General features: G+C 53.0%; 18 protein-coding genes. 9 read left to right on the forward strand and 9 right to left on the reverse strand.

The annotated features are described in order from the left end of the window. Positions 1–67 precede the first annotated feature (67 nt). Together CKW31_RS16985 and CKW31_RS16990 are read right to left on the reverse strand one after the other, a co-directional pair. On the reverse strand, positions 68–1,054 hold the full coding sequence (locus CKW31_RS16985; protein WP_095097385.1) for a DUF6508 domain-containing protein: 987 nt from the start codon (positions 1,052–1,054) through the stop codon (positions 68–70). A 184-nt stretch (positions 1,055–1,238) separates the two neighbouring features. After that, a complete protein-coding gene (locus tag CKW31_RS16990) occupies positions 1,239–1,619 on the reverse strand; it encodes a hypothetical protein (RefSeq protein ID WP_095097388.1) in 381 nt (126 codons plus the stop codon). 294 nt (positions 1,620–1,913) lie between these two features. Between CKW31_RS16990 and CKW31_RS16995 the strand changes: the two genes are divergently transcribed. Further along, a complete protein-coding gene (locus CKW31_RS16995) occupies positions 1,914–2,468 on the forward strand; it encodes an HD domain-containing protein (RefSeq protein ID WP_095097391.1) in 555 nt (184 codons plus the stop codon). Between the two features lie 389 nt (positions 2,469–2,857). On the opposite strand, the gene CKW31_RS17000 is transcribed toward CKW31_RS16995, so the two are convergent. From CKW31_RS17000 to CKW31_RS17015, 4 genes are all read right to left on the reverse strand, one after another. Next, positions 2,858–3,331: an SMI1/KNR4 family protein gene (locus CKW31_RS17000; RefSeq protein WP_095097394.1), complete on the reverse strand. Its 474-nt coding sequence runs from the start codon at positions 3,329–3,331 to the stop codon at positions 2,858–2,860. A 67-nt stretch (positions 3,332–3,398) separates the two neighbouring features. Next, positions 3,399–4,109, reverse strand: coding sequence for a hypothetical protein (locus tag CKW31_RS17005; protein ID WP_095097397.1), 711 nt, complete (start codon positions 4,107–4,109; stop codon positions 3,399–3,401). 55 nt (positions 4,110–4,164) lie between these two features. After that, complete coding sequence (locus tag CKW31_RS17010) at positions 4,165–4,881, reverse strand: hypothetical protein (RefSeq protein ID WP_095097400.1); 717 nt, start codon at positions 4,879–4,881, stop codon at positions 4,165–4,167. A gap of 116 nt (positions 4,882–4,997) precedes the next feature. Beyond that, entirely contained in the window at positions 4,998–5,972 is a 975-nt protein-coding gene (locus CKW31_RS17015) for a hypothetical protein (protein ID WP_256582642.1), read from the reverse strand. 314 nt (positions 5,973–6,286) lie between these two features. On the opposite strand from CKW31_RS17015, the gene CKW31_RS17020 reads away from it, so the two are divergent. From CKW31_RS17020 to CKW31_RS17045, 6 genes are all read left to right on the forward strand, one after another. Next, positions 6,287–6,718 carry an SMI1/KNR4 family protein gene (locus CKW31_RS17020; protein ID WP_256582643.1) on the forward strand — a complete coding sequence of 144 codons (432 nt, stop codon included), beginning with the start codon at positions 6,287–6,289 and terminating at the stop codon, positions 6,716–6,718. A gap of 121 nt (positions 6,719–6,839) precedes the next feature. Beyond that, positions 6,840–7,109 (forward strand): hypothetical protein, encoded by a 270-nt coding sequence (locus tag CKW31_RS17025; protein ID WP_256582644.1) that lies wholly within the window; start codon positions 6,840–6,842, stop codon positions 7,107–7,109. A 15-nt stretch (positions 7,110–7,124) separates the two neighbouring features. Further along, positions 7,125–7,451, forward strand: coding sequence for a hypothetical protein (locus CKW31_RS17030; RefSeq protein WP_095097409.1), 327 nt, complete (start codon positions 7,125–7,127; stop codon positions 7,449–7,451). A 67-nt stretch (positions 7,452–7,518) separates the two neighbouring features. Further along, a complete protein-coding gene (locus CKW31_RS17035) occupies positions 7,519–7,869 on the forward strand; it encodes a hypothetical protein (protein ID WP_095097412.1) in 351 nt (116 codons plus the stop codon). 126 nt (positions 7,870–7,995) lie between these two features. After that, complete coding sequence (locus CKW31_RS17040; protein WP_095097415.1) at positions 7,996–8,337, forward strand: hypothetical protein; 342 nt, start codon at positions 7,996–7,998, stop codon at positions 8,335–8,337. Between the two features lie 296 nt (positions 8,338–8,633). Then, a complete protein-coding gene (locus CKW31_RS17045; RefSeq protein WP_095097418.1) occupies positions 8,634–9,971 on the forward strand; it encodes a GDSL-type esterase/lipase family protein in 1,338 nt (445 codons plus the stop codon). A gap of 168 nt (positions 9,972–10,139) precedes the next feature. Here CKW31_RS17045 and CKW31_RS17050 read toward each other — a convergent pair whose 3' ends face one another. Then, entirely contained in the window at positions 10,140–11,162 is a 1,023-nt protein-coding gene (locus CKW31_RS17050; protein ID WP_095097422.1) for an NAD(P)-dependent alcohol dehydrogenase, read from the reverse strand. 40 nt (positions 11,163–11,202) lie between these two features. Continuing rightward, positions 11,203–12,123: a LysR family transcriptional regulator gene (locus CKW31_RS17055; protein ID WP_095097425.1), complete on the reverse strand. Its 921-nt coding sequence runs from the start codon at positions 12,121–12,123 to the stop codon at positions 11,203–11,205. 84 nt (positions 12,124–12,207) lie between these two features. Here CKW31_RS17055 and CKW31_RS17060 point away from each other — a divergent pair, with 84 nt between their 5' ends. Beyond that, positions 12,208–13,005 carry an NAD(P)H-dependent oxidoreductase gene (locus CKW31_RS17060; RefSeq protein WP_095097428.1) on the forward strand — a complete coding sequence of 266 codons (798 nt, stop codon included), beginning with the start codon at positions 12,208–12,210 and terminating at the stop codon, positions 13,003–13,005. Positions 13,006–13,152: 147 nt separating this feature from the next. On the opposite strand, the gene CKW31_RS17065 is transcribed toward CKW31_RS17060, so the two are convergent. Continuing rightward, entirely contained in the window at positions 13,153–15,477 is a 2,325-nt protein-coding gene (locus CKW31_RS17065) for a bifunctional diguanylate cyclase/phosphodiesterase (protein WP_095097431.1), read from the reverse strand. 536 nt (positions 15,478–16,013) lie between these two features. On the opposite strand from CKW31_RS17065, the gene CKW31_RS17070 reads away from it, so the two are divergent. Next, positions 16,014–18,389: a membrane-bound PQQ-dependent dehydrogenase, glucose/quinate/shikimate family gene (locus CKW31_RS17070; RefSeq protein ID WP_095097434.1), complete on the forward strand. Its 2,376-nt coding sequence runs from the start codon at positions 16,014–16,016 to the stop codon at positions 18,387–18,389. The last annotated feature ends 117 nt before the right edge of the window (positions 18,390–18,506 follow it).

The following is an 18,506-nucleotide window of genomic DNA, read 5'->3' on the forward strand; positions in this document are numbered from 1 at the left end:
ATGATGATTCTTGTCGCTGCCTCGCTTAGATGTGTGCCACTAAACAGCTACAGCCGTGAAAAAATCCTCACACTTCCTCCCGCAACACCGCCAACCTGTTCAGTACATTAAGCACATAGCCCTTCTCGATAACCAGGCCATGATGCCCGTCAGAGAACCGCTCTCCCCTGAGGCACAGCGTCAGCATCGCCTGAATGTCTGCCAGGCTCGCCCGAGCGATGTAGCCTTCGTCCTTGAGCATGATTGCGGCACCGTGCTTCATGTAATCGATATCGGTCCAGCATTCTTTTTCCAGCACTCGGAAGAAGTCCTTGACGACATCGAAGTACACGGGCCAACGATCCTCAAGCACATGGGTTTTTATCGCCACCCCGCCGGGATAGAGCGTGGGCAGCCAGGCCAGCAGTTCGTCCATGTCGGTGGCCTGAGGCACGGGCTCGCTGGGCGGACGCACTAATGGGGCGGCACTCTCCGAAGTGGCGCTGTGCAATTCAACTCTGTGGAGATGTGACGCTACGTATAGCTCAAACGCCTGGACCTGACCGGATCTATAGGGGTTTTTACCGTAGGAATGAACATCTTTGCTGTAGCGGAGAAAAGCTTCCGATTGTGACCCCTCTGCAAACAGCGAAACGATCGCCGCACTTTGCAGCAGCCAGTAAATATCCTCCGAGCCCTCTCGCCCCTTCATGCTGGAGAGATCGAGAACACTCGAAAACAACTTCCCCGCCAATTGGCGACCTGCCTCACGAAACTCCCAACTCAAATCATGGGGTTCAGCTTGTTCAGCCTGGGCGACCCAGGCTTCGTAGCGACTGATCAGGGTGGTGTCATCCAGCCCTATCGGCGGGCATGCTGGCGGAGTGAGTGACAGTGGTTTTGGCTCCTCATAGACCGGCAGCCAACTCAGGTTTTGGGCAACACGCGACAGCGGCTCGCCTTCGGCGCGGGTCGGGGAATTCGAAGCAACCTTGGGCTTGACAGGGCTTTGCTGGGGCTCAACGGGGCTTTGTTTGTGGCCGAAGTACGCTTTCAAACGATCCAGAAGTTTCATCTATGAAATCCCACCTTAGTCCAGCTCCTGCACTTTAAGATTTTTGGCATCAGGTCAGTATGAGATACCTGCGATGTTCGGCCCGCTAGCAAATCCGATAATCGATGAGTTAGCAGCGGGGGTAATATTGAAATGATTGTCCGGCGTTTCATGACGTGGAGCGAAGGTAACAGGCACTGTTTTTTCATAACCAAGGCCATAACTTGCAGGCTTCATTGAACAGTGCCATAGCGAGTGAAAAAAAAGTCAGGATCAGAATGACCATGGATATGCCCCGCCCCGTATAACTACGACTCCACGGAACAACGTGTCGGAGCTCTTCACTGGGCAGGTTTTTCAGATAGCGATGACGGATAACAAAAAAAACCACACTGATGACCGGGTAGATGAATATCACAAGCTGGGCCATTTTTTTCCCACCAAGAAGCCCCAATAGCAAAGGCGTCACCAGATAGGCGCAACCTACCCAGAAATCCATCTTTTTCAGAACCCGTCGTGCGTTGTCGCCTGGGCACGGCCTTGCCTTTCGCGGCTTCCTCGGTTTCCTGGCCTTTTCCGTTATCATGTAATACTCCTTTGCCTCCCACTCAGCCTCTGCCCGCGATACGTTGTAGTACAGTATCCCCCGGTCACCTATCGGGAAACCAGAAAGGCCGGGGATGAATTTTCGTCATCGGCGTGATGACGAGTGCCACGCAACACCGCATAGCTGACCGACGACCCGGAGCTGGCCAATGCTTTGGGAGCCGCCTACTACATCGGCATGCAAATCGCCCGGGGCCTGAAAATCCAGTTACCCAATGGAATGCCACCTGAAAAGGCTTCCCCGCAATTAACCACCTGCTCTGGAGACAGCCGCATGCCTGGTGATGACCTGCAACGCCTTTATAACAAAGCCTGGCTATACGCCTCTCACGCCCACCTTGGGCAGAAAATGACAGGCTCGGACCTGCCCTACACCACCCACGTGGCGATGGTTGCCAATGAACTGATTTTTGCCGCCCGGGAGTCCTCGGTCGGCGATCTGGCAATTGCCTTACCCGCTGCGTTGCTACATGACGTGCTGGAGGACACCCCCACTACGCAGGAAGCGCTGACAGACGCCTTTGGTCCAGAGGTGTCTTCGACTATCGCGAGCTTGAGTAAAAACCTGATTGTGCCGTTCTCCGAAGAGCGCTATTTCAAGGGTATCGCCAGCCATTCTCGTGAAGCTGCTTCGATAAAACTGTGCGACAGAATTACCAATCTGCAGTCGGCACCCGCCACATGGGCCAAGGCAAAACGCGCTTCATACCTCGTCGAATCCGAACAGATTCTGGCCGCGCTCGGGCAGGCTAATGACTACCTCAGGCAGCGACTGACTGACACCATGGCGCGCTATGAACAGCTTTACGTCAGGGAACTCAGAGGCTGAGATCATCAGGAGCAACTAAAGAGCCTCTGACACAACTCTGCCGAGAACCAGACACAGACCTATAGGAGCGCGCTTGCCCGCGATGGCGTCAGGTCAGGTTACACATTTTTCGCTGAGGCACCGCACCGCGGGCAAGCGCGCTCCTACAGATCCTATGTTTGCTGCGCGACAGCGCGGTGTCAGGGACACTGTGCGACCTCCTACAGATAAACTCATTCTTTCGTTGAAGACCGCGCACGAGCAACGCTAGGCCGCGATGGCGGTGTATCAGGCAGGACGCCATCGCTGCCTCGCGCTGCTCGTGATCACCTACAGAAAGTTTTAATTCAGTTAGGAATTTTATTTTTGATCAGAGTCGCACAGGATTCAAAGCGTTCTTCCCAGGCCGGTTACTGACTGAGCTCTTCTCTAAGACCCTCAGCCCATTCATTCAAGGACTGGTACGCGATACTCCGGTCGTCCCAATCGTGCCAATAATGGATGAGCTTTCCAGTGCCTGAAGGCGACGCATCCACAACGACATAGTCCCCTGAATCATTGGTCAGGAACGGTACCCAATATCGCTCCCATGGCTCACAGAACTCTTCCTCCGGGTCGAGAAAAAATTTCAATGCATCCATTATTTCACTGGCGGCGAGCAAGCGCCGGTTGTCACTTTCGCGCAGCTCCGCATTCCACTCCTGGCCGTCATGCCAGAGCAACAACTGACGTAAACCCAATGGCAAAGGCGCACCCAGCAATTGTTCTATCTGCTGGATTGAAGTCTCGCTTGCTGGAGGTCGAAGTGTCGCGAGACTATCGGGTGGCAGCAACTTCTCGATAGCGGTGAGGCATTCGGTAAAGGCTTGAGGTGTTGTAGGCATGACTCTTTTCCTTGCGATTAACCATGAAGGCACGACTGGAAGAGTGCGGGATTGACGTGATGAACCATCAGCGACCTGAGGTCTTGCTCAGCGACATCAGCCAATTCAGCAGCCTGCTGATCCACCAGCGGCGACGAGCCTCCCTAATTTCGTCGATGTTTTCAAAGGTCAACTCCGAAGCACGCTTCTCCTTGGCCTTGATAGCCTTCAACATACGAATAGAGTTTCGGGAGATATAGAGTAAATAAAAGACACTCAGTGTCAGCACGTAAACTCCAACGAACCCATCGCTAACCTGCCACACTATCTTAATCCCGAAAGCTGACACCAGCGCTATAGATGCCAGCACGTTCCCTGCGAGCTGGCTGTACTGTCCGCCTGCCACCAGTACTTTATTATCTCTGACCTCGTAACCGGCCCTGCCGTCTGGAGAACGGGTAAAGTAGAAAAAACCGACTTCGACTGCAAAGAGCAAAACAGGCACCATGGCCAGAGAGATGGAGTCAATGAAAGACTGTTCATAGTCGCCCCGACCCACCATATACAAACAGCCTGAAATCATGAGGGTAAACGAAGCAAGCGAACACTTCTGAAAATGCGAGAGAAACGCTACATAACTCTCGTTTATATAGATCAAATACAGGGTACGTAACAGCAGCACCAGCAACGCAATGCCAACGACCCAGAAATACCCGGAGCTGAAAAAAAATATCGAGCTGAACAGCGCTGTCAGGGCCCATATACTATAAAGTCCAGTCTTCAAGCTTTCTGAATCCACCTGCACTTCCTCCGCCGCTCTCAGGTTAACGCTAGTGAAACAATCTGATTCGGGCTCAACGCCCTGAGGCCTTGCTCAGCGAAATCAGCCAATTCAGCAGCCTGCTCATCCACCAGCGACGGCGAGCCTCCCGAATTTCATCGATGTTTTCAAAGGTCAATTCCGAGGCGCGCTTCTCCTTGATCCTGATAGTGTTCAATACCCGAAACCAGTGTCGGCGGATATAGATTATATAAAGGGTCAACAGTGTTAGCACGTAAACCACAAATACCATCTCGCTGAGCTGCCACGCGATCATCATTGCAATACCCGAAGCCAGCACTATCGATGCCAGAAGGTTCCCCGCAAAGTGGCTGAACGGTTGGTCTACCACCACCACTTTATTACCCCTGACCTCGTAACCGGCTCTGCCCTTCAGAGGGCGGGTAAAGTAGAAAAACAATACCTCAACCGTAAAAAGCAAGACAGGCACCATGGCCAAAGAGATAGCGTTACTGACAGATTGTTCATAATCGCTCCGCGCCACCAGATACAAAGAACCTGAAATCATGATAGAAAACGACACAACAAAGCCCACGTGATAATGGGTGACCACAGCGACAAAACTCTCACTTATATGTATCAGGTAGACGGTACGTGCCAGCAGCACCAACAAAACCCCACCCAAAACCCAGAAATACCCGGTACCTGCAAACATGAATGAGCTGAACATTGCTGTCAGGCCGAAGACACCATAAAGGCTCTTCCTGAGGTTTTCCGGGCCCATGTCCATCAACACTTCCTCCGTCGTCATCAGGTGACGATCTTAAAACAATCTGATTCAGACCCGGATATGGACGCTTAACCTGAAATAGGAGCAGTGGCCATGGCCACTGCTCCCGATACCGATCAAGCCAGAACGGGCTCTACCTGGTCGCGGTTTCCGGTTTCAGCGCCAAGCAGCACGTGCAGCGTATTGAGGAACAAGTCATGACTCAGAATGCCGGTGCATATCGTCGACAGCACCACTTTTCCATTCTCGTCTTTGATAACGACTTTCTCGGTCCAATTGCTCAGGTCAATCGTGCGCAAGGTTGACATGGGTACCTTGCTTCCCTGTACCTCAAGAAAATCTCTGGTGACGGTGATCGGCGAGGTCTTGATGTTCAGGAAGTTGCCAGACACACGTTTGCTCCAGACTTGCCCGGAACTTATGTAGTTGAAGGTCACCGCACGCCCCGACTCTAGCGTGTCCATCACTTCAGGAAAACGAGCCCGTACGTGCAACTCACGCACCAACTGTTCAAAGTCATGAAAGCCTTTCAAGGTTTCAATGACCCGATGGAAAGGCTCGCTTGCATTACGACGGTAGGCGACGTTGGTGATCATGCCGGTCATCACGGTCTGGCCGGAACCAAAGAGGTAGAGGTCCTCGATATCAGCAAACGCAGTGTACTCCCGCTCGCCCTTGATCAAACGAGCGATGCCATGCTCAAACACTTCGTAAACCGGCTCACGCAGTTTTTTATGCCATACGTAAATGGCAAACGTGCAAAGCCCTAAAATAGCCAACCCTGCGCTCGTTAAATTGATCAGCATCTGCGGGCTTGAAAAGTTGAGTGTCATGCCACGGCTGACGGTGGTTACCGGACCATTGTTGCCAGGCGGCAGGATCGTGCCCAGATACAACACGAATGCAGCCAACCCCAATAATACGACGCCGAAAATCAAGCTAAACACCAGAAACCCTTTGCCGTGGCGAAAGGTAGCGATCAATTCGCCAGTTTCTGGAGACTGAGAGGATTGCTGCATAAATTCTGCTTCCCTGTATAGAGTTTGAAGAGCAAAGCTGCCCAGGCAACCTGCCACATACGTGGCGCTCATGAGAGTTTCAAATGGACCTGAACATTGCCTGAGCAATCTCTGTCGGCGGTTGGAACATGGCTAAACGATATCGTTCACCAACCGATGGTAATTTTTCAATTCAGAAGAGTTTTCGAGGACCACGGCTTGCCGTACTTTCGAATCAAAATCGCTCTCGCCGCAGAGGCACTGGCTCGAATGCATGAGCAAGTGGTTTAATCCCTTATTAGCCAGCCCTGTCGGTGCTGACAAAGCCTGGTGCGAGTTACGGATATTGAGCTAACGATCAAGTGAGAACCTGTTTAAAACAGGTAAGGAGAGTAAGTATTAATAACTTGAAAGAAAAATACCTGAGCCTCCACAAAGCCGACACCTCATCTGCCGAGGAGATAAGATGGGTAGAGAACGCCTTAAGCGTGCGTTTGCCCGACGACTTCAAAGAAATCGCAACATTTTATACGGGTGGTCTTTTAGGTGGCATTAGTCATCATGCGTTTTTTAGCGCGGCTAACCCATTGAACATTGTCAGCGAGACGCTACGTCTCAGGAAGGCGATAAATCTGGCGAAGGAATATATTGTATTGGCGGAACCCGCTGAAAGCCTCATCGTTATGAACCTATCAGCGCCTCCTGCGATCATCTGGTGCGATGCCAATGACGCTGAGCATTTGGACACAGGCGAATTTTCAACACCTCCCGACTATTGGGAAAACTATGCCAGCTTTTTTTCCTATCTGCTGGAACGAGAAGCGTCCGAAGATTATTAAATCTTTGGATAGGATCAACCGGGAGAAGAAATGTCTATTTTAGCTATCGTTATTGACGAACCCACCCTCAGGCCCGCCACGCTCATTAAGCTTCATAAATTCTTGACGCTACCATTACAGAATGGTTAAGAGTCTTTGCACTGCTGGCAATCCTATCCTGGAAATCGAGCTCTTTGACGGTGATCTTCAGGACACTTCAACATTCGTACGCGGTGTATTAAAAATAATTTCCGATGAGAAAATCTCGGTGAAATTCTATGAGATACCGTACGGGGAAAGGTATGCAGGCAACAAAAATCTGCAGAAACGTGAGGTGACGGCAGACCTGGTCAATAGTATTCTAGACGCGGCAGGTGAAGAATTTGAGCGCCAGCAAGACGGCCAAGCTTAACCTAAGGATAAGACAATGATAGACTTTACGCTGTTTAGCGTGCCCATGTTGTACAGCAGAAACAAGAACACCCAATACAAAGAATATGTAATTCAGATGTCCACTGCGCTTTTAAAGTTCTTGCATGACGAGGGGATAATAAGCACGCTTCCTTTCACCGAGAATGGTGACCTTAAAATGGATTTTTTAATTCGCAAATCCGACGTGACTGAAGAAGGCGTCGAGCTATTTAAAACCGCCATACCCAAATGGTGGCAAAAAATAGACCGTGGGCTTGATCGCTCAGATGTTAGTTATCTCAAGCGGGAGCTTGATAAAATGAGAGCCTCCAAGAAACACTAAACCAGGCACCTAAAAAAAATTTACAAAGATCATAAAGCTAAAACCCAGAGATACCAGCGGAGTGTTTATGTCTTCAGACCAACATTTTGTTAACGCTGTATACGATGAACTTTTTAAAGATAATTTCAACCGGTACCAAGCATCGTTGAACAGCCCCCCGGATAACGGCACAGATCCCTTCGCAAGGGCAAGAAATGCTCTGGCTTCACTGGATGACGCTCAAAGGTCTGACGTTATAAACTTTTTGAAAGTCGTGATATCCGATAGCGCCTGCGTAATTTTAGGAACGTTGGACGGCGTACACTTCCCCGGCTACCTGGACGGAGAGTTTCTACTTTCTTGCGACGGCGAAGAAGTTCAGGGTGATCTGATGGATACTTTCATTGGAAAAGCACAAGACAATGGCGTTTATGAATAACATCCCGGTCCAGTGACTCGCCAGGAATACTGAATACGATCCCGAAAACTCGTCACTCGGGCTTTCAGTCTGGCGATCCCTCTGCGATGATTAGCGCTAATTACAACCTGGAAGTAGGCAAGCATAATGATCACTCTTGTTTTTTTCGCAGTCACCCTGGCTGGGTTAGCTTACCCGGCTATCGTAATGTTCCGGGTCGTCAATGCCGATGCCAAAGGCGGCCTCTCAAAGGTACTCACTGCGGGTACTTTATTCAAGATGTCGCTGTCATTCATGGTCTTGTGTCTGGCGTCGGGAGCTATTTTTCTGGGCGGCAGTGCCAGCGGCATCAGCGGGAGTGGAGGCAACGCGGAGAACCAACAGTTTATTGATACAGCCTCACACATCAGTGAGTTCTGTTTGTATACAAGTTTGGCACTTGCTGTAATAGCACTGATTAGTTATGCCCTTAAGAAGAATGCCCTATAGGTGCGTCAGTTGGAGTGGTGACGGCAATTCACGTAACACAAGCTGCACCCTCCGTTACTAAAATAATAAAATTGCCTGCAAGCGTTTCAACGTTTGAAACGGATACGCGCGCCAATATCTTACCGCCGATACCGCAAGATTCCCAATGATGGGTAATTGTCAATTGGCAGTACGTCCTCAGCTGGCGGCTAGCGAACCGGGATACGGGTCGATATAGTCGTTTAATAACGCGATTCATCTAGCATGAGTACGGATTAGCGCGTGGCGCGGCCGAACAAAAAAATGAGGAAGTCACCATGAGAAAAAAACTGGCCTGTATTTCAATGGTTCTGATCTCTGCATTTCTCCCGGCAGCGGCCCAGGCCGAGACGAATGACAAGTGGGTTGCAGCGTGGCTGGGTGCCGTTCAAGGGCCCTATCCGGCAGGCAATCCCTCTGCGCAACCGGACTTGAGTCTCGCCTTTCCCGTACCTGAGCAAGGTGCGCAGGATCAGACATTCCGCTTGATGGTGCGACCGGACATCTGGGGGACACACGTGCGGATACGTCTGTCCAACGTGCTGGGCACCCGCCCCGTCACGTTTGATGGCATTTATGCCGGGTTACAGCAAGGCAGTTCAGCCGTCCTGAAAGGCACTAATCAGCCGGTTTCTTTCGGCGGAAAATCAAGCGTTGATATTCCCGCTGGATCGTCAGCCTGGAGTGATCCCATAGCGCTGCCATTTGTGAAGCCTGATGACGTCCCGTTACTCAACGGGCGTCGTCTGGCAGTGAGTTTTCATATCAAGGGTCAGAGCGGGCCGATGACATGGCACGCCAAAGCGCTGAATACCTCTTATGTAAGCCAGCCTGGAGCAGGCTCTGTCGGCCAATCCGAGAGCGAGGCAGCTTTCCCGTTCAGTACAACCTCCACTTATTTCCTGGACGCGGTAGACATGATGGCGCCTGCCGATACTCAGGTTGTGGTTGCCTTTGGAGATTCCATCACTGACGGCACAGGTACGACGCTGAACGGCGATGATCGGTGGTCAGATGTGCTGTCGAGAAAACTTCATGCTGTTCATGGGAACAAGGTATCGGTTGTCAATGCGGGTATTGGCGGCAATCAGGTCACTGGCCCAGCCAGCTACTCGCCTCAGACGCCATTCTCTGGCGGCCCCTCTGCACAAATGCGCGTCGAAAGAGACGTGATAGGTGTATCCGGTGTTACCAGCGTCATATGGATGGAGGGCATCAATGACTTCAGCAAAAATGGCAATGCTTCAGCCGAAGCTGTGAAGGCCGGAATGAAGGATGTTGTTGGCCGAATCAAGTCGCAGCTTCCAGGTGTCAGAGTCATTGGAGGCACCCTCACTACGGCCCTTGGCAGCACCAGCGCGGCACATGGTCACGCTGAGCAGAATGCCAAGCGAGAAGAGTTAAATGAGTTCATCCGTACGTCGGGCCTCTTTGATGGTGTAGCGGATTTCGATGCAGCGACGCTCGACCCATCGACGGGCGGCATGAAAAAGGACTATGTAGCGGACAGCACAGTAGGTGGGCCCGGGGACAAATTGCATCCCAATAGAGCCGGGTATCAAGCAATGGCTGAAAAAATAGATATTTCGCGGTTATTCAAGCCTGAGGCGAATTGAGTCTTCAACCTTCGGAGACACGCCCCCATACATGCAAACTACTGGATTGAAATGCATTTTCTGCAGGAGCTGCCGAAGGCTGCGATGCATTTCTCCTGATACACCGCGATCGCAGCCTTCGGCAGCTCCTACAGGCCCAATGCTTGCCGCGAGACAGCGTGGTTGGCTTCAGCGGTGATCGAACTCGATAAGAACCTTGCCGATGTGCTTTGCAGCCGCAAAATAGGCATACGCCTCAGGCGCTTCATCGAACTTGAACGTCTTGGCGACGACGGTTTCAATGCCGTTCACTTCTATGGCGCGCAGAAGCTCTTCAAACATTTTCCGGTTGCCGTTGGCGATGCCCCGAATGGTTACATTTTTCAGAATGAGCGATACATAGTCAGGTATTGGCGACTTCTGTCCAGGGCTTACACCGATCACGGCAATACGCCCATTCACCGCCGCTGCCGCGATGGATTGGCCCAACGTGTCCTGCCCGCCCGTCTCGATGATAACGTCGGCACCTGCGTTATCGGTAAGCAGCATCAACTGTGCGGCCCAATCGGTATGGGTGCGGTAATTGACGGTGATGTCCGCTCCGAGTTGGCGAACAAATTCCAGCTTCTCATCGCTTGAGGAGGTCATCGCCACGCGCGCGCCCAAGACCTTGGCGATTTTCAAAGCTGCCAACGACACGCCCCCGGTGCCCAGGCAAAGAACCAGTTCGCCCGGCTTGACCTTGAATACCTCGACCAATGCATTCCATGCAGTAAGCCCGGCGGACGCGAGTGCGGCGACGTCTTTATCGGTCAACGCTTCCGGGACACGGATCAACGCTGCGGCCGGAAGTACAACCCGTTCAGCAAGCCAGCCGTCGTGGCTTACACCGACATCATGACTGAAGACGTCAGCGCGAAACGCTCCGTCCAGCCAGTTGGGAAAATGACCGCAGATGACTCGGTCACCTTGTTTGAATCCTTCAACTCCTTCGCCGACGGCAATGACTTCTCCCACGCCCTCGGACACCGGAATACGTTCGGGCGCCTGCATGGGACCATAGACCCCCCGGAGAATCTGGACGTCTCGACTGATGAGGCTCACAAGGCGGGGAGCGATAACCACCTCACCTGCCCCGGCAGACAATTCCGGGCGGGTAGTCGCGGTCAGCGAGTCCAAGCCATTCTGAGCACCAATCTGGAAAGCTTTCATCAAGTAATTCCCTGTGTAGTGAATAAGAACTTCGAGTCAATCAAACCGATGAGTTGGGGACGGTTTGCAGCGTCGAGGCGATAAGGTCGCGTAGCCACATATGGCCGGGATCTCGATGCAGTCGTTCGGGCCATAACATGAGCATTTCGAAACCCGGAATGGCGAGTGGAGGCGCCTGGACGTGAAGTGCTGGCTCATCTCGCACCAACCTTTCTGGCACCACCGCAACGAGATCGCTGTGCGCCAATGCGCAGACAAGCGAATTGAAATTCGAGACTGATAAAACAACTCGCCGCTCCAGACCTTCAGCGGCCAGTGCCTGGTCAGTACTTCCAACGAACCCGGCGCCATTCGGCGACATAACGGCATGTTCAAGTTCGCAGAACGCTTTGAGCGATAGCTGGGTTGTCAAAGCGGGATGACCGCGCCGACCTGCCAGCACATAGCGTTCGTGAAACAACGAACGCTGGCGCATTTTCGGCGGCGCGTCATCCCGAGTGTGCAGCGCCAGATCGAGTTGGCCGTTTTCAAGATCATGGGCAAGGCTGACGGGGTTTTTATTCAAGAGTGCCAGGCGAGTATTCGGGGCCAGTCGCCTGAGCATTGCCAGCGATGGCCAGACTAACGCAGTCGCGGCGTAATCACTGGCAGCCACCCTCCACGTCTGACTGGACAGTGCGGGCTCAAATGTACCCCCAGGGCTCAATGCGCCCTCCAGCGCTACCAGCGCTTCACGCAGTGGCCCGCGCAATTCACGGGCACGCTCGGTGGGCGACATCCCACGGGGGCCGGGTAGCAGCAATGGGTCGTTCAGGATTTCCCGCAGCCGCCCCAGTTGCAGGCTGACCGTCGGTTGAGCAAGGTTGAGCAATCGCGCCGCCCGAGTCACGTTTTGCTCAGACAACAGCGCATCCAGCGTGACCAATAAATTAAGATCCAGACGACGCAAGGTATTGTGCATGTAAATACCAGATGTTTCGGAAATTCATTTCTATCATACCGGGTTCGTCGATACGGTTGGGACTGCATTCACCTGGAGTCCCTCATGAAGTTACTGCTGATCTACGCCCACCCTGAACCTCGTTCCCTCAATGGCTCGCTCAGGGATTTCGCGATCGCTCATCTGAAAACTGCGGGTCACGAGGTCAAGGTCTCGGATCTGTACGCTATGCGCTGGAAAGCGCCCATTGATATGGACGACGCTCCTGGCTATGACGACGAGAAACCTTTCAACCCGGCCATAGAATCGCAACGTGTATTTGCCGCTGGCACCCAACCGACAGACATCGAAGAGGAGCAGGCCAAACTGCTATGGGCGGACGCCGTGATCTTTCAATTCCCACTGTGGTGGTTCTCGATGCCTGCGATCCTCAAAGGCTGGGTCGAACGCGTCTACGCCTACGGATTTGCCTACGGTGTCGGTGAACACAGCGAAAGCCACTGGGGCGATCGCTACGGCGAAGGCAGCATGGCCGGAAAGCGGGCGATGTTGGTGGTTACCATGGGCGGGTGGGAATCCCATTACAGTGGTCGAGGGGTGAACGGTGCGCTGGATGACCTGCTATTCCCTATCCAGCATGGGGTGCTTTTCTATCCTGGGTTCACTGTCATGCCGCCCTTCCCGATTTATAAAACCAGCAAAATGGACGCCGCTCGGTTCGAAGAGCTATGCACCGCATATGCTGCTCGGCTGGATAACCTGTTCGTTGATCAGCCGTTGCCATTTCGTCGCCAGAATACCGGGGACTATGAAATTCCGGCGTTGACACTCAAGCCGCATCTTGCACCCGGCCGTCACGATTTAGGCATCCATATTGATGAGGGCATGCCACCTGAAGGCTAGAAGTTTGCAGTTGGATAGAGACCTTGCTGCCACATGGGTGGCAGCCGGTTTAATCATGCAAAGAGTGGTGCCCGCCCGCTTACATTTGAGCGCCAAAGGCTATTGCCTCCCAACGGTCAACGAAAATGACGATCAGGACTCAACTGGTTATTGGACGGTTTGATGTGCGGCACAACCATCCGCATCAAGTGCTGACGCCTCGGCGCCCTGACAGGCGACGCGCTCAACGGGTGTCCATGCTCGCAAAAGCGTTGTCACCTCCTCCGCACGCACAGGAGGACTGAGGAGATAGCCCTGCACGAAGGGACATTCCATTTCCTTCAAACGCTGAAGCTGGGCAAGGGTTTCAACGCCCTCGGCGGTAATACCAAGACCTAAAGTCCTGCCAAGGGACAGAATGCTTCTGACAATCGCATCGCTTCGATCGTAGGACATCATTCTGGACACAAACGAACGGTCTATTTTGATAGCGTCGATGGGATATCGATCGATATAACCAAGAGAGCTGTAGCCCGTTCCGAAATCATCAAGAGCTACTCTTATGCCAAGTTCCCGAACACTTTCCAATACCTTTGCCGTTTCATCAGGCTCGTGGAGAAAAACCGACTCCGTGATTTCTATCTGTAGTTCATGAGGGGCAATGCCCGTTTGCAAAAGTATTCTTGCTACCTGGGCTACATAACCAGGACGATTGAGCTCATTCCCCGACACGTTGACGTTTAGATGCAACCCCAGTGCGGAGAACTCGCCTTTCCAGCGCTGCAGTTCAGTACACGCCTGAAGCATGACCCAACCTCCGAGCTCATGGATGACGCCGTTATCTTCGGCGACCGAAATGAAGACGTCGGGCGGCACATGCCCCAGTTCTGGATGAAGCCATCTGACAAGCGCTTCGACACCACTGATCTCGCCTGTCGCCACGTTGTAAATGGGCTGATAAACCACTGACAACTCATCGCGTGCAATGGCTTGTTTGAGCGCGTTTTGCATGAGCAGAGCATCTACAGCGGCTTTACGCATAGAGGCGTCAAAAATTGCCCAGCGCCCCCTACCCTGTTTTTTTGCGGCATACATGGCAACGTCTGCATCGCGAAGAAGGTCTTCCGGTGATGCATGACTGAGGTCAGCTGACACGATCCCCAGGCTGCATGAGGTGAATATGTCCTGCCCATCGATGACAACGGGCATACGCAATCGGGTAACAATCCTTTGTGCAAGTTCGATCGCCAGATCCAATTGACCCTCACCCTCAAGGAGGATGGCGAATTCGTCGCCCCCCACTCGCGCGAAGACATCCTCTTCTCTGATACACATCTCCAGACGCCTGGCGACGACGGTCAGCAGCAGGTCGCCGGCCCTGTGCCCGAGGCTATCGTTAACGTATTTGAAGCGGTCCAGATCGAGGAATAACACCGTAGCAGCAGGAGCCTGGCTGCTGCCATCCTTGGTGAAGATGCTCAGCAAACGTGACATGAGATAGGCCCGGTTGTACAAAGACGTCAGGTCGTCATGAAACGCCGCATAGGACAACTCTTCTTCTATGCGCTCTCGTTCAAGCAAACGTGTTTCCAGTGCAACCTTCTCCTCCCTGTCGGCATTGCCCTGCCGAATCAACGAGTCGGCCTCCTTTCGCTCGGTGATGTCCCTCTGCACGGATACCCAATGGGTGAACCAGCCACGTTCGTTGGCAACCGGGACAATACTCAATTGAACCCAGAACCGGCTGCCATCACTACGTGTGTTGATGAGCTCAACCTCTATGGGTTGCCATTTGGAAAGCGCCTCACGTATCAGGTCTAACGTCTCGCGGCTGGTCTCTTCACATTGAAGAATCCGAGGCGTTTTACCTATCACTTCGGAGGCGTTGAATCCTGTAGTGCTCAAAAAAGCCGGGTTGCAGTAGACGATTCTGGGGCCGGGTTCACCAATTGGTTCAGCCTCCGTGATGAGAATCGCATCCTTGGCGTTGACCACCACGGACTCCAGCAAACGCAGGCGCTCAATGGAAGGGCTATTACTGCGCAAAGCCGTTTCGGCGCTCAGTTTAAAAAACTCACTGATGATCGCGGCATGGGTCTGGAGTGCGTATGTCTGTGCAGCACTTAACCGTTGAAGCGGGTCAGCACTGGTGACAAATATCACCCCTACCAGATTTGCCTGCTTGTCACGGACAGCTACACCGACGAAAAAAACCTGGCCGGCGTGCCTGATCCGGTGAAACCACATGGGCAACGTCTGACCCAAAACCTCGTTCAAAATCACAAGGTCACCGCTTGTGAACGCCGCCACCAGCCAATCGTCAATTGATGACTCAAACGACCCGGGTTGCTCCGCGCCATAACGCGCGACCTGCTCCCAATGATCAAGATCACGCCGCACCAACAGCCCATTGGTGCAGTCTGCCGAGCGTGCTGCCGCCTGCAGTAACATGTCCAGAGCATTTTTATGCTCATTGTTTAAGACTTTAGCCATGGTTACTGCCTGATGAGAAATATAGGCCAGCAATAGCCGGGCCATCTGAAGACGTACTATCACTTAGCCATAGCCCAGTCTACTTGTAAACATGACTCATGTACTTAATGGGAGACCGGAAATTAAACCACTCAAAAAGATAGAGTTCTATTGAATATTATCTAAATGAATATCTATTGAGTCAGCAACGGCGGAGATGAGGTGATTAGACGCACTAATATCCACGCCCATTGAGGGTCGCCAATATTTCATATAAACGGAACTGGCCAGGTACACATGGGTAAATAATGCCTTCAATATCGGACTTTCATATTAGTGCGCGAAATATCAATATCACCAGATCAGTCAGATAAGGGATAAGCCCGCAAGACTTCAATTCCAGGCCAACGGCGGTACCCTCTCGCGTTTATTCCGACCTCGAATACGGCGCTGGTTGGGTTCACCAGGTCTCTAGCCCAAGGCTCTCTGCATCGAACGATTCGTGCCGTATTCAGGTCTGGTTGTCATTGGGAGCTTGAATGGATGGCAGGTAGATCATGGTGCTGAAAATAACTGGTGTCGTCATGGCGGTAGTCGCTGTCGCCATTTTATACATGGGCGGCGCTCTGGTTGCGGCTGGAGGGAGTCCTGCCTATGCCCTGATCGGGCTTGGTGTGCTGATCACGGCAGTGTTGTTATTTCTCAGGAAAAAGTCGGCACTCACGCTCTATGCGCTACTCATGTGGGCGATTCTGATCTGGATCATCTATGAAGCGGGCTTCGACAAATGGCAGTGGATTCCACGTGGTGATCTGTTCGCGTTGTTGGGGTTCTGGCTTGCGTTGCCATGGGTCGTGCGCCGTTTGTACTTAGCGCAGACACCGGCAGAGTCAAGAAGCTTTCACCCGTTCCTTGGCGGCACGGTGGCGGTGATGATCGTGATCGTTGTCGGCATCATGTTCTACGACCCATACCCTGTTCAGGGCGAGATCACAAATCCGGTTTCTGCAAAAGGGGCCAGTGGCGCTGCAGAGGACTGGGTTGCCTACGGGGGCACCAACGACGGTCAGCGGTTCTCCACACTTGATCAAATCGATGCGGGGAATGTCAAGGAACTCACGGTCGCCTGGGAGTACCACACCGGCGACCTGCGTGATCCGGAGAAGGACGCCAGCGAATACACCTTTGAAGCCACTCCGTTAAAGGTAAACAATCGGGTTTATGTCTGCACTGCACACAACGAAGTCCACGCGTTAAACCCCGAGACGGGAAAACCGGAGTGGAAGTACGAGCCTCAGAAAGACCGTTCATACCTGCAGCAGCATCAGACATGCCGAGGGGTCAGCTATTACTCTGCTGCGTCTTCCAGCAATCTCAGCGGCGACGCTTCGGCGCTCTGTGACAAGCGCATCATTACCGCGACAGCGGACGCGAGGCTGGTGGCACTGGATGCCGATACGGGTAACGCCTGTAGCGACTTCGGTAATAACGGTGTGGTCAACCTGAGCGACAACATGGGCGAGATCCGCCCTCATGCGCTCATGCAAACCGCCGCTCCGCTGATAGCCGGTGACCTGATCATCGTCGGTGGCTCGGTGATGGACAACGGCTACAACGCCGGTAATCCGTCCGGAGTGATCAGGGCGTATGACGTTCTCAGCGGCAAACTGGTCTGGAATTTCGATCCTGCTACGCCTCAATCCACCCAGCCCATTGCGGCTGGCCAGAACTATCCACAAGACACGCCCGTGGCCTGGGGCACTTTGAGTGCCGACCTGCAGAACGGCCTGGTTTACGTCCCCTTTGGTAACGCCTCCCCCGATGAACTCGGCATTCAACGCGACCCGGCCAGCAATACCGAAAAATTTCGCGACACCCTGGTTGCTCTGGACCTGAAAACTGGCGCGTTCAAATGGAAATTCCAGACCTCTCATAACGATTTGTGGGATCGCGATAACCCTTCGCAACCTTCACTCATCGAACTCGGCAAGGACGGCAATAAGCAGCCCGCTGTGGTGCTGCCGACGAAGGTAGGTAATATTTTCGTGCTTAACCGATTGACTGGTGAGCCGATCATTCCTGTCGACCAGGCCAAGGCGTCGGCTGAAGGCGGTGTTGCCGGTGAGCGTTTCGCGACCCATCAGCCGGTCTCCAGGCTCAACTTCATTCCTGAGCCTTTGAACGAAAAATCCATGTGGGGACTGACACCGTTTGATCAGATGTCCTGTCGTACCAACTTCAAAAAGCTTCGGTACGATGGCAACCCATGGACGCCGAGCACCGAATCCGGGACGCTGGTGTTTCCGGGAAACATCGGCGCCTTTAACTGGGGCTCGGTGGCCATTGACCCGGAACGGCAAATCCTGATTGGCGCGCCCGTGCGCCTGGCTTACAAGTACACCCTGATCAAACGGACGCCGGAGACCGAAGAAAAACGGCTGTTTACCGCAGAAGGTAAGCCCTACTGGAATGAAAATTTCAAAGGCGACTATGCGATCAGGATTCAGCAGTTTGCCTCTGATCTGGGTATCCCCTGCATCGCTCCACCTTGGGGCCGCATGGTTGGAGTTGATCTAAATACCGGTAAAACGGAGTGGATGCGCCGCATCGGTACCACCAAAAACCTGAAGACCAGTTTCCTGCCAGGAGGCTTTCCGATTGGTTTCCCCATGGGCATGGTGGCGCACGGCGGGCCATTGATCACAGCCGGAGGATTGGTGTTCCACGGCGCAACCGCAGATGGCTTCATGCGCGCCTACGACATCAATACCGGAGATATTCTCTGGCAGACCGAATTGCCAGCGGGCGGCCAGGCGACTCCGTCGACCTATATGGGAAGTGATGGCAAACAGTATGTGATCATTGCTGCTGGCGGTCACGGCTCCCTCGGTACGACAATGGGCGACAGCGTGATTGCTTTCAAGTTGAACTGATTAACAGGCGTTGAGCAGCGCCTGCAAGATTGCTACCTGTGGACATCGTGTAGAACTCTGTCTTGAGGATTTTGGCAGAACATCACATGTCCATGGGGAGCAATATATTCTTGCGTG

Origin of the sequence: Pseudomonas sp. Irchel 3A5 (genome assembly GCF_900187575.1) — a bacterium.
Taxonomy (GTDB): Bacteria; Pseudomonadota; Gammaproteobacteria; order Pseudomonadales; family Pseudomonadaceae; genus Aquipseudomonas; species Aquipseudomonas folii.

Bases quoted from the DNA above. Each gene is read 5' to 3' on its own strand.
- CKW31_RS16985 (WP_095097385.1), bottom strand. From the start codon at position 1,054: ATGAAACTTCTGGATCGTTTGAAAGCGTACTTCGGCCACAAACAAAGC.
- CKW31_RS16990 (WP_095097388.1), bottom strand. From the start codon at position 1,619: ATGATAACGGAAAAGGCCAGGAAACCGAGGAAGCCGCGAAAGGCAAGG.
- CKW31_RS16995 (WP_095097391.1), top strand. From the start codon at position 1,914: ATGCCTGGTGATGACCTGCAACGCCTTTATAACAAAGCCTGGCTATAC.
- CKW31_RS17000 (WP_095097394.1), bottom strand. From the start codon at position 3,331: ATGCCTACAACACCTCAAGCCTTTACCGAATGCCTCACCGCTATCGAG.
- CKW31_RS17010 (WP_095097400.1), bottom strand. From the start codon at position 4,881: ATGGACATGGGCCCGGAAAACCTCAGGAAGAGCCTTTATGGTGTCTTC.
- CKW31_RS17015 (WP_256582642.1), bottom strand. From the start codon at position 5,972: ATGAGCGCCACGTATGTGGCAGGTTGCCTGGGCAGCTTTGCTCTTCAA.
- CKW31_RS17025 (WP_256582644.1), top strand. From the start codon at position 6,840: ATGGTTAAGAGTCTTTGCACTGCTGGCAATCCTATCCTGGAAATCGAG.
- CKW31_RS17030 (WP_095097409.1), top strand. From the start codon at position 7,125: ATGATAGACTTTACGCTGTTTAGCGTGCCCATGTTGTACAGCAGAAAC.
- CKW31_RS17035 (WP_095097412.1), top strand. From the start codon at position 7,519: ATGTCTTCAGACCAACATTTTGTTAACGCTGTATACGATGAACTTTTT.
- CKW31_RS17040 (WP_095097415.1), top strand. From the start codon at position 7,996: ATGATCACTCTTGTTTTTTTCGCAGTCACCCTGGCTGGGTTAGCTTAC.
- CKW31_RS17045 (WP_095097418.1), top strand. From the start codon at position 8,634: ATGAGAAAAAAACTGGCCTGTATTTCAATGGTTCTGATCTCTGCATTT.
- CKW31_RS17050 (WP_095097422.1), bottom strand. From the start codon at position 11,162: ATGAAAGCTTTCCAGATTGGTGCTCAGAATGGCTTGGACTCGCTGACC.
- CKW31_RS17055 (WP_095097425.1), bottom strand. From the start codon at position 12,123: ATGCACAATACCTTGCGTCGTCTGGATCTTAATTTATTGGTCACGCTG.
- CKW31_RS17060 (WP_095097428.1), top strand. From the start codon at position 12,208: ATGAAGTTACTGCTGATCTACGCCCACCCTGAACCTCGTTCCCTCAAT.
- CKW31_RS17065 (WP_095097431.1), bottom strand. From the start codon at position 15,477: ATGGCTAAAGTCTTAAACAATGAGCATAAAAATGCTCTGGACATGTTA.
- CKW31_RS17070 (WP_095097434.1), top strand. From the start codon at position 16,014: ATGGTGCTGAAAATAACTGGTGTCGTCATGGCGGTAGTCGCTGTCGCC.